The sequence below is a fragment of the Salmonella enterica subsp. arizonae genome (assembly GCF_008692845.1).
Classification (GTDB): Bacteria; Pseudomonadota; Gammaproteobacteria; order Enterobacterales; family Enterobacteriaceae; genus Salmonella; species Salmonella arizonae.
The window spans coordinates 39,611-54,434 of sequence record NZ_VXJW01000012.1 but is presented as its reverse complement, the minus strand read 5'-3'; the positions used below and the strand labels follow the sequence as shown (position 1 = coordinate 54,434).

The following is a 14,824-nucleotide window of genomic DNA, read 5'->3' as shown; positions in this document are numbered from 1 at the left end:
ATTCATGTTAAAACGGCGTGAAGATTTTATAGTAAATAAAACCTCCCAATTTAGCGTAGCAGGCGAGCTGGAAAACTCATACGCTGCGGGGATGAAACAGGATAGGGATGAGTGGAAAAATATCTGCGTAACGGCCCCATGTTTGTAGTACTGGCATTTATATTATGGGGGTTAACACCTTTATATTATCAATATTTATCAGGGGGGAATCTCGCACAAATATTGATATACCGGGTTTTCTGGTCGATTCCATTATTACTGGCGGTAAGGTTGTTATTCAGGCAACGAACGCGGTTCCATGATGCCTGGAAAGACAAAAAATCCTTTTTCTTCTGCATGATCGCCGGACTCTTGATGATCGTCTCATGGTCATCCTTTATCTATGCGCTAACCCATCATCTGGTACTTGATGCCAGCCTCGGTTATTTTATAAACCCGCTATTTGTTATTGCGCTAGGATGTCTTTTTCTTAAAGAAAAACTTTCATTGTTTCAGGCCATCGCGGTTTTCTCCGGCGTCTGTGGCCTGACGTTTCAAATTATCATGCTACGGCATTTCCCGGCATTAGCGCTAACAATGGGACTATCATTTGCGTTATATGGCCTGGCGCGAAAATTTATACATTATGATGTGATGACATCGATAACAATTGAAACACTATGGGCATTGCCTGTTTCACTATTAATTTTTATCTTTAGTGACGCCGGACCAATTATATCTGCTAATACTCCCTTCTTTTTATATGTCATGACAGCACCAGTGACGATTATTCCATTAGTATTATTTGCTATCGCGTTAAATCACACCTCGCTGATTGTCACTGGACTGGCGCAATATATAGAGCCGTCTTTACAGTTCTTACTTGCCATTATGATATTTGGCGAGCACATTAATTATGCGGAACTGCTTTGCTTTTCTGCGGTATGGTTCGGGTTGTTTCTATGCATATCTGAAAATTTATACTCTCATTATCTCCGATCCCGTCTGAAACCGGTGTTCGGCAGGGTACAGCGCTTCTTCCGCTAACAAAGTGAGCAGGGCCGGATAAAACGCGTCGGCGTGATTCTCCGCCCCGTCCCTTTTAACCCTGACGCGCCGCTTTAGACATTATCTTCTTCAGCGCATGGGAAACGGCGACAAAACCGAACGTTGCCGTCACCATCGTCGCCGCGCCGAAGCCGGAGGCGCAATCCATTCGTTTTGGCCCTTCTGCTGTGGCTTTCATAGCGCATACGGAACCGTCAGACTGCGGGTAAACCAGCGCTTCGGTTGAAAAAACGCAGTCCACGCCCAGCTTACCTTTGCTGTTCTTCACGACGCCAAAATCATGTTTCAATCGCTCGCGCAGTTTTGCCGCCAGCGGGTCCTGAATGGTTTTCGCCAAATCAACGACATGAATTTGCGTCGGATCGCTCTGCCCGCCCGCGCCGCCAGTAGTTACTAAAGGAACCTTATATCGGCGGCAGTACGCAATCAGCGCGGCTTTCGGACGAACGCTGTCAATGGCGTCAATGACATAGGTAAAACCCGCGCTCATATAACCCGCCACATTATCCGGCGTGATAAAATCATCGATAACCGTTACCCGACACTCCGGGTTGATTTGACGAATGCGTTCGGCCATTACTTCCGCTTTCGCCAGCCCGACGTTATCGCGCAGCGCATGGATCTGGCGGTTCGTATTGGTCACGCAGACATCGTCCATATCAATCAGCGTAATCGCCCCAATGCCAGTACGCGCCAGCGCCTCTGCCGCCCATGACCCCACCCCGCCAATTCCCACGACGCAGATATGCGCCTCGGCAAACCATTGCAGCGCTTTTTCACCATACAGACGCGCGGTGCCGCCAAATCGTTGGCGCCAGGCATCACTTATCACCACAGACATATGACCTCAGAATAAAAAAGGTGAGGTCATCCCTCACCCCTGCTCACTATTTTCAGGCCCGATAAGGCTCTCGTTATCGGGGCAATCCGATTGTTGCAGAATACCACAATCAGCCGCTAAACACGTTACCGGCGCCCGGCGCGGTTTTTAACACCCAGACGCGACCATAGTGATTATACCATCCGGCACGATGCCCGGCGTCCGGGCCAATTCCCTGGTAAATATCAAAGTGCTGGCCTTTAATCGCTCCGCCGACGTCCAGCGCGACCATCAAACGTAGCTCGTACTGACCGCTAAATTTACCGTTGTTGTCCAGCAACGGCACCTCCGCCAGCAAAGTCGTGCCAGACGGAACAATGCTGCGGTCAGAGGCGACGGACGTGCGGCCAATCAGCGGTACGGCGCTGGCGCCTTTCACCGGCGCAAAAGATTGCGGCTTAAAGAAGACGAACGACGGGTTCTGCTCCAGCAATTCACGCACTTCCGCCTCGCTGTGCTTTTCTCCCCATTCACGTATAGCTTGCATCGACATATCTTCTTTTTTCACTTCACCGCGATCGATCAGCACCTTACCAATACTGCGATAAGGCCAGCCGTTTTTACCGGCATAACTAAAGAAGTTCAGCGGACTGCCGTCGCCGAAATCAATATAGCCGCTGCCCTGGACATCCATAATAAAGTTATCCATCAGCGAATTACTCCAGGCCAGGATGTACTTATCGCTCAGTGCGCCCGCGTAGATTTGGGCGCGGGACGGTAAGCGTCCGCGGTTTGGCGGCATACTATAAATAGGATACTGGAACGCACCCTGGCGCGTATGACGGGCCTGAACGACAGGAGTATAGTAGCCCGTGAACTGGACGTTGCCGTAGTTATCGGTTCCTTCCATCTGCCAGGCATCGATGCCAAACTGACGCATAGTGCGCGTATCGCCTCCGGAACGTAACCAGTTCTGAACAGCGTTATAGACGTTGCTTTGATTGGTGTATAAACGCGGCGATGCGGTACGGATTTGGTCGACCTGCTCGGCAAAGTCACCGGCATTAATCGGCGCGCCCACCGCGTCCGGTTGGTTTACCAGGGAGAAGGGCTGGGTAAATTTCCCGTCCTTATACTGCTGACCGCGATCGGTCGGTTTTGATGAACAGGCGGCCAGCATTGCCAGCATTGCGCCTGTCGCCACATATTTTGCCCAACGTCCTTTCATGGTGTCTCGTCTTCTGCGTAATCGTAAGTGCCCGGTGAAGATAACAAACCGTCCGGGGTAATGAAATGCGATCGCGATCTCATTATGTAAATTCGTTTAAAAATCACGCTATCTGCGGTGTATTTGCGCAATTCATGAGAAATTAGCAATTTATATGAAAAAAGGGTTGCAACAAAAGCTCAGCGGAGTATAGTGCGCATCCACGGACGCGGGGTGGAGCAGCCTGGTAGCTCGTCGGGCTCATAACCCGAAGGTCGTCGGTTCAAATCCGGCCCCCGCAACCAATTACAATGAGAATGAAAGTTAGACGGACGCGGGGTGGAGCAGCCTGGTAGCTCGTCGGGCTCATAACCCGAAGGTCGTCGGTTCAAATCCGGCCCCCGCAACCAATTTAATGAACACCCTAATGGGTGTTTTTTTGTTTCTGCCGTCCGGTCCACAGCGACAGTGCGGGCAGCATACTCCTTACCCGCGCAATCAACTCGCCGTCATACCAGGGTTAACTTCTTCTCGCCAGTGTCGCCCCATCAGCAAAATACGCTTTAATACCCGCCAGAATCGACTCTGCGACTTCCTGCTGGAACTTCGCGGTCTTCAGCCTACGCTCTTCTTCAACGTTACTGATAAACGCCGTTTCGACCAGAATAGAGGGAATATCGGGCGCTTTTAACACCGCAAACCCCGCCTGCTCTACCTTGTTTTTATGCAGATCATTAATTTTACCAAGCTGCTTCAGTACTGCTTTACCAAATTTCAAACTATCGGCAATGGTCAGCGATTGCACCATATCGAACATTGTATGATCGACATAACGGTCGCCGCTTTTGCTCACGCCGCCAATTAAGTCCGAGGCGTTCTGCGTTTGCGCCAGATATTTCGCTGCGGTACTGGTGGCGCCTTTGGTCGATAGCGCGAATACGGATGAACCGCTAGGCTGCCGACTGGTGAAGGCATCCGCATGAATAGAGACAAACAGGTCGGCGCGCTGTTTCTGCGCTTTCGCCACCCGGACTTTTAACGGAATGAAGATGTCTTCATTGCGCGTCATATAGACCTTCATGTTGCCTTCTTTTTCGATCAACGCACGCAGGCGGCGGGCTATCTGGAGCACCACGTCTTTTTCACGCGTTTTGTATTTGCCTATCGCGCCAGGATCTTCGCCGCCGTGTCCTGGATCAAGCATAATGACAATGGGGCGATCGCGCCCCGCCTTACCGGGCTGCGGCCCGCTTTGCGAAGGCGGCACCTGTTTATCCAGATCGCCTTTATTGTAGTCTTCCAGCAGCGCCAGCAGCGGGTCCTGCATATCCTGCGCATTAGCAGGATAAAGATCCATCACCAGACGTTCTTTAAAGCCTGCCACAGGCGCCAGCGCAAATAGCTGCGGCTTCACATTTTGTTTTAGCTCAAAGACCATACGCACAGTCTTGGGATCAAACTGCCCTACCCTTGCGGATTTGATATACGGATCGTCGCTGCGAATCTGCGCGCCAATGCCTTTAAGCACCGAGTTCAGATTCACGTCCTCAATATCCACAACCACGCGGTCCGGGTTACTTAAAGCAAACTGTTTATATTTCAGCAGACGATTCGACTCTACCGTGACGCGGGTATAGCTGGACGCAGGCCAGATACGCACCGCAACGACCTGGCTTACGGCAGCCAGCCCGACTTGGCTCACGCTCAATAGCCACATGGCGCCCGCGCCTTGTAGTAAACGGCGACGGCTGATTGCTGAATTGGCTCCCGACATGCTTCTCCCAAGCAAAAACTAAATAGAGATCATACAAAGTGCATCCAAATCGACCGAAAACTTTAACGAATGACGCATAATCTGTCATCTATAAAAGGGTAAACATTCTTTTTATATTCACGGCATTATTTAGAAACGCGATCGGACCGCATAAAATTTACGCTTGCACACAAGACAAAAACAGAATAAAAATACACTAATTTCGAATAATAATTCATTAGTGGGGCATGAGATGATAAAGGAACGTAGAACCGAACTGGTAGAGGGGTTTCGCCATTCGGTTCCCTATATCAATACCCATCGTGGAAAAACCTTTGTCATTATGCTCGGCGGCGAAGCCATTGAGCACGACAATTTTTCCAGTATCGTCAACGATATCGGGCTGCTGCATAGTCTCGGTATTCGCCTTGTCGTGGTATATGGCGCACGACCGCAAATCGATGCCAATCTGGCTGCGCATCATCATGAGCCGATTTACCACAAAAACACGCGGGTGACGGACGCTAAAACGCTGGAGCTGGTGAAACAGGCCGCCGGTTTACTACAGCTTGATATTACCGCCCGTCTATCGATGAGTCTGAACAATACACCGCTGCAGGGCGCGCATATTAATGTCGTCAGCGGTAATTTCACCATTGCCCAGCCGCTGGGCGTTGATGATGGCGTGGACTACTGTCATAGCGGTCGTATCCGTCGAATTGATGAAGATGCCATCAACCGCCAGTTGGATAATGGCGCAATTGTTCTGATAGGACCGGTCGCCGTCTCAGTGACCGGCGAAAGCTTTAACTTGACTTCAGAAGAGATTGCCACTCAACTCGCCGTTAAACTTAAAGCGGAAAAAATGATCGGTTTCTGTTCTTCTCAGGGCGTTACCAATAGCAAGGGCGACGTCATTTCTGAACTCTTCCCGAATGAAGCGCAGGCGCGGGTTGAAGAACTGGAAGCGCAGGGTGATTATAACTCCGGAACCGTACGTTTTTTGCGCGGCGCAGTAAAAGCCTGTCGTAGCGGCGTACGTCGCTGCCATCTGATCAGCTATCAGGAAGATGGCACGCTGTTACAGGAGTTATTCTCACGGGAAGGTATCGGCACGCAAATCGTCATGGAGAGCGCCGAGCAGATCCGCCGCGCCACCATCAACGATATTGGCGGTATTCTGGAGCTTATCCGCCCGCTGGAACAACAGGGTATCCTGGTACGTCGCTCCCGCGAACAACTGGAGATGGAGATCGATAAATTTACCATTATTCAGCGCGATAATATGACTATCGCCTGCGCGGCGCTGTATCCTTTTGTGGAAGAGAAGATAGGCGAAATGGCCTGCGTAGCGGTACATCCGGATTACCGCAGCTCATCGCGCGGGGAAATACTTCTGGAGCGGATTGCCGCCCAGGCGAGACAAATGGGGCTGAGTAAATTGTTTGTGCTGACGACGCGCAGTATTCACTGGTTCCAGGAGCGCGGTTTTACGCCTGTCGATATTGAGTTACTGCCTGAGAGCAAGAAAAAAATGTATAACTATCAGCGGCGTTCAAAGGTGCTGATAGCGGATTTAGGATAACAAGGATTGTCAGATAGCGGCTTTGCTTATCAGGCCTACGGTCGACAGCATAGTTTGTAGGCCGGATAAAACGCTATGCGTCACCATTCGGCAAGAATTCGTCTTATCCGGTATGACTGACTTCATCAAATAAGGTCGATAACCCGCTGCGCCGTTCCGTACGCGTCACAATCGCGCCTGCCAGAATCCGTTCATCGGCATACAGCGATAACCGCCGCCGCGCGCGCGTAACAGCGGTATACACCAGTTCCCGCGTTACGACCGGCGAACGCTGGTTGGGTAAAATCAGCGCGGCGTGATCAAATTCAGACCCCTGCGATTTATGTACCGTCATAGCCCAGGTCGTGTCATGTTCCGGCAGGCGGCTGGGCTGAACAGACTTGATCGCGCCGTCCGGCATCGCAAACCAGACGCGCAATCCCTGCCCGCGATCGAGCGCAATTCCAATATCGCCGTTAAATAACCCCAACGCGCTATCGTTGCGCGCAATCATCACCGGACGTCCCTCATACCAGCGAGAATGCGGATGCCGCTGAATTTTTCGCTGTTGAACCATCGCCTGCTCAACGCGGTCATTCAATCCCCTCACGCCAAACGGCCCTTCGCGTAGCGCGCAAAGCAACTGATACTCATTGAAAGCCTGAAGGATTGCCTCCGGCGTCGCTTTCTCATGCAGCAACCGTAGGTAGCGGCCATAGCCCGCCAGCGCTTCATCCAGCATCCCGGCATAATCGTCGCTGCTTTGTAATGTACATTTTTCTATATCGCTATAACCCTGCTGAAAGACAGCCCGGATTACCGACCTGTCGCCACAGTTAATCGCCGCCGCCAGCTTTCCGATGCCGGAATCGCTGCCGAAACGGTAGCTCTTTTGCAACAGACAGAGGCTATCGCGCAGAGACGCGGCTTGCGCTCCGCCCCCAGCCGGAATGGCGCTTCCCGTTAGACGGCTTAGCTGTCGGGCGCGTTCTGCCGTAAACCCTGCGTTGACATAGGCGCAAATATCGCCCAATACAGCGCCCGCCTCAACAGATGCCAGCTGATCGCGATCGCCAAGAAAAATGACCCGCCCGTGCGGCGGCAGAGCGTCAATCAAACGTGACATCATCGGCAAATCAATCATTGACGCTTCATCGACCACCAGCACGTCCAGATGCAGCGGGTTGCCCGCATGATGGCGTAATCGCTGGCTGCCGGGCTGTGCGCCTAGCAGTCGGTGCAGCGTACTGGCGTCCTCCGGTATACGCTTTTTCTGCGCATCGGTAAGAGGAAGCTGACGCAACGCCGCGCCGAGCGACTCCGTCAGGCGGGCGGCCGCTTTCCCGGTCGGCGCCGCCAGCCGGATACGGCAACGTTCGCCATCCGCCATTTGAATTAATGCCGCCAGCAGCTTCGCGACGGTGGTGGTTTTACCGGTGCCGGGACCGCCTGAAATCACGGAGATACGACGAGTTAGCGCTACGGCGGCCGCCACTTTTTGCCAGTTCACCTCGTCAGCCGGAGGGAAAAGCATGTCCAGAATACGGGACAGTTGAGCTTCATCTACGTCGATGGCCTGGTTAACCTCGTTAAAAAAGCGCGCAACTGTGCGCTCGTTGCACCACATCCTATTCAAGTAGAGACGATCGCCGCACAGAATTAACGGCGCGGGGCTATCGCCACAGCTAACCGCCGCAGACGCCAGTAACCGTTTTTTCCAGTCAATTGGCGTAGCCGTTTCGCTTATCCAGGCGACCAGTAAGGGATGCGCCTCCTCCGTTAACGTTAAACGCGACAACGGCAGACACACGTGACCTTCACCTGCGTCATGACTAAGCAGCGCTGCCGCCAGCGTCACGGCGGGATCGTCGTTACCGGCGACGGTTAAAGCAAACTGCGCATCAATGGGCCGTAATAGTTTTTGTTCAACGGCCTCCAGTAACCGCTTCTGGATTGTCATTGCGCCACCTCGCTCATTTCACCTGCAAACATATCATCCAGTTGGTTAATTAACGCCGCCGCAGGGCGAGTGGTAAAAATACCCTGCTGCGGACGTTCGCTATCCACCCCGCGTAAAAAGAGATAGATGACGCCGCCGAAATGGCGTTCATAGTCGTAATTCGTCATTCGATGACGAAGGTAACGGTGCAATGCCAGCGTATAAAGCTGGTACTGCAAATCATAGCGATGCGCCTGCATCGCCGCAGCCATCGCCGTCTGGGTATAAGCGGCGCTATCCTCGCCCAGCCAGTTAGATTTATAGTCGAGCAGGTAATAGCGCCCTTCATAACGGAACACCAGGTCGATAAAGCCCTTTAACATGCCGCGAACCTGCATGAAATCCAGCGCAGGGCAGCCTGCTGAAAGCGGGTCGTATCGACGAATCAACGCATCCAACTCTCCGGCGGTAAGCGGCTGGACAATCGGGAGATAAAACTCCATTTCTACCTGCTTTTCACGCTCGGTCAACATACTCAGACTGACGCCCGTCTCGTTAAGGGCGACGTGTAATACAGAGTCCAGCCACCGGGTAAGCATAGGCTCCCATCGTGTCTCAAAACCGCTCAGCTCCAGTTTTTCCTGTACCCATTGGGGGTTTACAGGCTGAGTAAAATCAAGTTCTTCAAACAGGCTGTGCAAAAATGTCCCTGGCGATGCCCCGCGGGGAAAATGATGCGGTGTCATTGTCAGGGCTTCCGCCGCCTCGCCGACGCCTACGGCCTCAATGTCGAGGCGAGGAATAAGGTCTTGCGCCACGCTATGCCCCCGCTGTTGCAAACCGGAATAACTGGTGACGCGCCAGCTATCATAAGGCAGGCGTTGCAGCGTTCTGGCGCTGAGTTCCGTGTGCGATGCAGCGGCAATCTGCCAGCGGTCGTCATCCGTATTGCCTGGCGTTCGACAAACGATATCCTCGCCGCATAGCGCCTCAATACAAGCGCGAAGACCTGCGGCATCCATCGGTTCGCCTTTTTGCAGCAGTCGCCCAAGCGCGCTTTGGTGTACATCCGTCTCGCCTTTTTTATCGCTACGACGCCGTACCAGCGGCGCGACACCGAGGCTACAGTGCCACACGGCACGGGTCAGCGCGACATAAAGTAGGCGCAGGTCTTCCGCCAGGCGTTCGGCTTCCGCCAGTTCTATGCTCTCTTCAGCGTGGCTAAGATCCAGCACCGCTTCGTAAGAGTGCCTATCGTGATAAAAAGCCTGATCCTGCACGCGGAAATGAGTGATAAAAGGTAGCCAAACCAGCGAATATTCCAGACCTTTCGATTTATGGATGGTGACGATTTGCACCAGATGCTTATCGCTTTCCAGACGTAGTTGCTGGCTTGAAGCGTTGCTATCGGGTTCAAGAATATGTTGCGCCAGCCAACGCACCAGCGCATGTTCGCTTTCCAGTTGCGAACCAGCTTCCTGTAACAGTTCGCTAATATGCAGAATATCCGTCAGCCGACGTTCGCCTCCCGCCGTCGCCAGCAGGTTTTCAGCAATATTGCGCGCCGACATTAGCGCGCGCAGCATAGGCATCACGCCGCGCTTATGCCACATCTGCCGGTAGCCATCAAACTCTTCGACAACCGCATCCCAGGCATTTTCATCATTGTTAAGCGTTTCGATATCCAACGCAGTAAGCCCCATCATCGATGTCGCCAGAGCGCTACGCAGCGTATTCTCACGTTCGGGCGCCATTACCGCCTGCAACACCCATAGCATTTCCTGCGCTTCAAGCGTTTCGAAAACGCTGTCGCGGTTAGAAAGATAGACGGAGGGAATCGCCAGCAAGGTCAGCGCATCCCGTATCAGAGCGGCCTCTCGTCTGCTACGTACCAACACGCTGATATCCGAGGCGCGAACAGGACGCGACGCATCGCCGTTCATCAGCAACGCGTCGCCCGTTTGTCCGGCGCGCAGCCAGTCACGAATTTGCGTGGCGCACACTTGCGCCATATAGCTTTGGTAATCGCCCGAACCGCAGCTCTCCCCCTCCATCAACCACAGCGTCATCGCAGGTTGAGGTACGTCATTCACCTTAAACTGCAGCGACTGGTTTCTTTGCGCAAACTTTACCGGACTGAAGGGGATATCGCGGAACATAAAGGCGTCGTTCATCTGACTGAACAGCTTGTTAACGCTATTCACCATCCCCGGCGCGGAACGCCAGTTAGTGTCAAGCGTATAGTGCGCGCTCACTTCGCTTCGGGCCTTCATATAAGTAAAGATATCCGCGCCGCGAAATGCGTAAATCGCTTGTTTAGGATCGCCTATCAGTAATAGTGCCGTATCGGGTTGATGGCGCCAGATACGGCGAAAAATACGGTACTGTTGTGGATCGGTATCCTGAAATTCATCGATCATCGCTACCGGGAAACGAGTACGAATCGCCGCTGCCAGCGCCTCGCCGCTTTCACTACGCAGCGCAGCATCTAAACGGCTGAGCATATCGTCAAATCCCAGCTCGCCGCGCCGTCGTTTTTCCTGAGCAACCGTTTCACGGATCTCCGAGAGCGCTCTGGTAAGGACCAGATCTTTAATCGATAGCGGTTCGCTCAACAGGTTATCAATCGCAACAAACAGTGGATGCCGGGGCGTCACACCGCCAGCTTTGGTGCGCTCGTCTAAAAAACGCTGTGAAAATTTGCCCAACGCCTCAGGTAACTGATAGTTTTTCGTCTCTTCTTGCGCCCACGCGGTGATCTTTTCGATCCATTTCGCCTGATTGCCACGGTTGAATTTTCTGCGATCGATGCCAGATGATTCGAACAGTGCTTCCAGCTCGCTAACCGCCTCACACCACTGCTGCTTCACCTGGTTGATGCGCGCCAGGATCTGCTCATGACGCGATGCCAGCGTCTCCTCCTGCGATGGCGGCGCTTTAATGACCGGCGCTTCGCCCTGCAGATAACGATCAATATCTTTTAAGAGCGCCTTCGGTCCCTTCCACACGTCAAAAACCACCTGCGCGATGTCACGCGGCAGCGGATAGCAATGACGCCGCCAGAAATCGGCGCAGGCCTGATAACGCAACAGAGATTCGTCTTCAATAAGCTGTTGCTCAAACAACATGCCGGATTCGAAAGCATTCAGGCTGAGCATACGCTGGCAAAAGCCGTGGATGGTAAAGACCGCGGCCTCGTCCATTTGTCGTTCAGCCAGTAATAACCACTGCGCGGCCTGCTTTTTGTCACTAATTTCTTCCAGCAAGCGGGCGTACAGCGGATTATCCGTGCTTTCTCGCAGGCAGGCGATGCGCAGTTCATGGATGTTACTGCGAATTCGACCGCGCAGCTCTTCAGTAGCGGCCTCCGTAAAGGTCACTACCAGCAGCTCTTCAACAGTGAGCGGGCGGGGAAATGCGGCTGCACTGCCAAGTCCGAGCAGTAGACGCAAATACAACGCCGCAATAGTAAATGTTTTGCCTGTGCCCGCTGACGCTTCAATCAGACGCTCGCCCGTAAGGGGCAAGCGCAGAGGATCAAGGGTTTCGGCGACATCATTCATTCTTTTCACTCATCAGGGGTAAAGTTTGCTGCAAAGCGCTGACGTTATCCCACACTTTCCAGCCTGCCGGATGCACGTATTCTGCTTTTCCGTTCTGGCTACCAGCAATCTGTGACAATATTGCCATGCCTTGCGGCTCCACCACCGCCTGATGGAAGAAATCGGCAAGCTTTTGCGGCGTCAGCAATTTTATCTGAGCGATGATTTTATCACGCGAGTCAAAGCGCATATTACCCCGATCGAAATCCTTGCTTAACCGGGAGGCTTCTTCGCCCAGCGTTTGCGGTGCCTGGCGCATTTGCGTAATGATCGCCTGCTGAATTTGTGCGAACTCTTCCGGCTTCATCGCCCTTAGCTTCGCCTCGGCGTCAGGGAAAAATGCCTGATAGCGTTGCCACAGGTAAGAGGGCTGTTTGTCGTTGCTCTGTAACAGGAACCCCATTCCCCACTGGCGGCCAACGCTCATCGGAAAGGCGAAAACGGCGTATCCCAGTTGCTCTTCGGTTCGTAGCTGATTGTAAAACCACGGTTGTACAATCTGGCCTAACATCGCGCTGTAAGCAGCGCTGGCGTACTCATCGTAGCCAACCGGGACAAAAACTGCCGCTAACGCGGAGTCGGTACTACTGCCCGCCTTTTCAAATATTACGGACTGTTTTTTCTCAACCAGCACTTCTTTGTTGCGACACCACGCTGACCCGTTCGCCGCGAGCTGTTTTTGAACATCTTGCGCCAGAGAGGTCGCCTGGGCCTCGCTCATATTGCCTATAACCAGAAATTCCGGACGAGCGCCCGTTTTTAACGCATTGCGATAGGCCATCACCTCTTTCAACGTAATGGACGGCAGCAAAGCGCGACGATCATCACGGGAAAAATAAGGCACCTGCGAAATCATCTGCACCGGCATAATCGCCTGTTCATAGGCTTTTCCCTTTTCCGCAGAATCCATCATCTGCGTATACCATGACTTCGCCTGCGCCAACTGTTCTTCCGTGGCGTCGTAGCTAAAATATCCTTCCAGCAGCGCCAGGAAAAGCTGCGGCAAACGCTGAGTATAACCGTCCGCATTGACCATCAGACCATTGTTAGCGCTGGTGGAAAAGCTAATACCGCCCACTGCCGCCTGGTTACTGAGCTGATCGAGCGCCATTCCCGCCAGATAATCATTGAGGGCAAACAGTACCTGATTGCGGGCGCTGTCCATCGCCTGTGGATTACGCAATACCACGCTAATGTCGGCTTTTGGCTCACTGGCGAAATAACGGCTCGGCGCGTAAACCACGCGCAAATCCGGTTTATCGACAATCAGTTCTGGCCGCGCGTAGTTTTTGTCATTCTTAACAAGCGTAAAATCATCAGGAATGTAGGGATTTAACTCCGGCAGCGACAACGCAATGCCCTGTGCTTTTTGTTGCCAGTTTTTAAACGTCTGTTCGCTGATCTTATCGACCTGGTAAGGCGCATCCACAAAATAGGCGGTCTTATTATGCGGTTCCTGGGGACTGATATACCAGATGCGCGCATTCTGGGGCGTCATCATCGCCAGGCGATTTTTGATAGCGGCAGGATCGTAACGATCGGCGATATTCACCGCATCCAGCGTATGCGCTACCGGAACGCGGAGCATGGTGTCCGCCAGCCATTCTACATAGTCCATATCGCGGGTAATCGATGGATAGCGGAAGTCGAGATCCAGCACAAGCGCCAGTTCGTCAAAGTAACGTTTATCTATCCCTTTTTCACGTAACATATTGATATAGCTAAATATAGCCGCGACGACTTCATCACGATGGGCCAAACCTTTATCGGTCAGCGTTGCCGAAATGGCAAAAATGCCACTGTTACCATTAACAATCGGATCGGAATCCGCGCTAATACCTTCGACGAGTCCTTGTTTTTGCAGCCAGTCAGAGAGCGTTCCCGGACTACGATTGCCAATCAGATAAGAGACCAGTTCGTCGGTCTTGCTACGGAACTGTGCGCTATTGTTATCAATACGAAACTCCACGCGCAGTACTTTACGCGGTAGCGCCGGCACGTAATGAATAATGATGCCCTTTTGCGCGTCGGTGACGACAGGTACGGTAATTTCCGGCTTTTTAATCTGTTTATTCGGCACGCGACCATAGGTTTCTGCGGCAATACGCGCCAACTCCGGCAAGGGTTTATTACTGTAAATCACCGCCTTCATCAGATTAGCTGAATAGTATTTTTCATGAAAAGCGATCAACGCCTGTTGCACCGGATTGCCCGGCTTATCGCTTAGCGTTTCCAGATTGCCGCCAGAAAAGCGCGAGCCTGGGTGCGCCGGGTTAATGGTTTCGGCGCTTACCTGCGCCATACGCATACCGTCGCGGGTGCGCGCCATCGTCAGCTCGGCGTTCACCGCATTTCGCTCGCGTGCGGCGTACTTTTTATCCAACAACGGCGCGGCAATGGCATCGGCCAGGCGATCTACGGCGCCTGGAAGCGCATCGTTTTCAACCTCCAGGTAGAAGGCCGTTCGATAAGGCGCGGTGCTGGCGTTGTGGCTACCGCCATGTCTTTTAAGGTATTCGGCAAGGCTATCCGCTTGCGGATATTTTTTTGACCCCATCAGGCACATATGCTCAAGATAATGAGCAAGTCCCTGATGCGTTTCAGGGTCTTCAAGCGATCCAACGGGCACCACTAAAGCAGAAAGAGACTTTACGGCCTGCGGATCGGATACCAGCAACACCACCATATCATTATCAAGACGTATCGCCTGATACTGCCGGGTATCTTTATCGCTTTTACGGATAGTTTCTTGTAGCGGCTGCCAACCGATATCCGCCTGAACTATAGGCCCCCAAAGGGCGACCAATAACAATAACGCTTTGAACCAAGTGCTGCGGGGCATTCACGGACCTCATCATTAACTTTCATTCCCACTCATCTCTATGGTCACAT

At 52.8% G+C, this 14,824-nt stretch carries 8 protein-coding genes and 2 tRNA genes; 4 read left to right on the top strand and 6 right to left on the bottom strand.

Annotated features, from left to right (window positions below; genetic code table 11):
* Nucleotides 1-138 precede the first annotated feature (138 nt).
* A complete protein-coding gene (gene rarD / locus F4V61_RS18525) occupies nt 139-1,026 on the top strand; it encodes an EamA family transporter RarD (RefSeq protein WP_012210976.1) in 888 nt (295 codons plus the stop codon).
* A 55-nt stretch (nt 1,027-1,081) separates the two neighbouring features.
* On the opposite strand, the gene tcdA is transcribed toward rarD, so the two are convergent.
* Together tcdA and mltA are read right to left on the bottom strand one after the other, a co-directional pair.
* Nucleotides 1,082-1,888 carry a tRNA cyclic N6-threonylcarbamoyladenosine(37) synthase TcdA gene (gene tcdA / locus F4V61_RS18520; RefSeq protein ID WP_000117754.1) on the bottom strand — a complete coding sequence of 269 codons (807 nt, stop codon included), beginning with the start codon at nt 1,886-1,888 and terminating at the stop codon, nt 1,082-1,084.
* A 109-nt stretch (nt 1,889-1,997) separates the two neighbouring features.
* A complete protein-coding gene (mltA, locus tag F4V61_RS18515) occupies nt 1,998-3,095 on the bottom strand; it encodes a murein transglycosylase A (protein WP_079782084.1) in 1,098 nt (365 codons plus the stop codon).
* Between the two features lie 207 nt (nt 3,096-3,302).
* Here mltA and F4V61_RS18510 point away from each other — a divergent pair.
* Nucleotides 3,303-3,379: transfer RNA gene (locus F4V61_RS18510), tRNA-Met, on the top strand.
* Between the two features lie 28 nt (nt 3,380-3,407).
* A tRNA-Met gene (locus tag F4V61_RS18505) sits at nt 3,408-3,484 on the top strand.
* A gap of 110 nt (nt 3,485-3,594) precedes the next feature.
* On the opposite strand, the gene amiC is transcribed toward F4V61_RS18505, so the two are convergent.
* Nucleotides 3,595-4,848, bottom strand: coding sequence for an N-acetylmuramoyl-L-alanine amidase AmiC (amiC, locus tag F4V61_RS18500; protein WP_012210975.1), 1,254 nt, complete (start codon nt 4,846-4,848; stop codon nt 3,595-3,597).
* A 232-nt stretch (nt 4,849-5,080) separates the two neighbouring features.
* Between amiC and argA the strand changes: the two genes are divergently transcribed.
* Nucleotides 5,081-6,412, top strand: a complete 1,332-nt coding sequence (gene argA, locus F4V61_RS18495; RefSeq protein ID WP_000588972.1) for an amino-acid N-acetyltransferase — start codon at nt 5,081-5,083, stop codon at nt 6,410-6,412.
* Nucleotides 6,413-6,515: 103 nt separating this feature from the next.
* On the opposite strand, the gene recD is transcribed toward argA, so the two are convergent.
* From recD to ptrA, 3 genes are read right to left on the bottom strand one after another with little or no spacing between them, the layout of a single operon-like run.
* Nucleotides 6,516-8,351, bottom strand: a complete 1,836-nt coding sequence (gene recD / locus F4V61_RS18490; protein WP_080161217.1) for an exodeoxyribonuclease V subunit alpha — start codon at nt 8,349-8,351, stop codon at nt 6,516-6,518.
* Nucleotides 8,348-11,893 (bottom strand): exodeoxyribonuclease V subunit beta, encoded by a 3,546-nt coding sequence (gene recB / locus F4V61_RS18485; RefSeq protein ID WP_079829215.1) that lies wholly within the window; start codon nt 11,891-11,893, stop codon nt 8,348-8,350. The genes recD and recB overlap by 4 nt, the downstream gene beginning before the upstream one ends.
* On the bottom strand, nt 11,886-14,774 hold the full coding sequence (gene ptrA, locus F4V61_RS18480) for a pitrilysin (RefSeq protein WP_058345950.1): 2,889 nt from the start codon (nt 14,772-14,774) through the stop codon (nt 11,886-11,888). The genes recB and ptrA overlap by 8 nt, the downstream gene beginning before the upstream one ends.
* Nucleotides 14,775-14,824 lie beyond the last annotated feature (50 nt).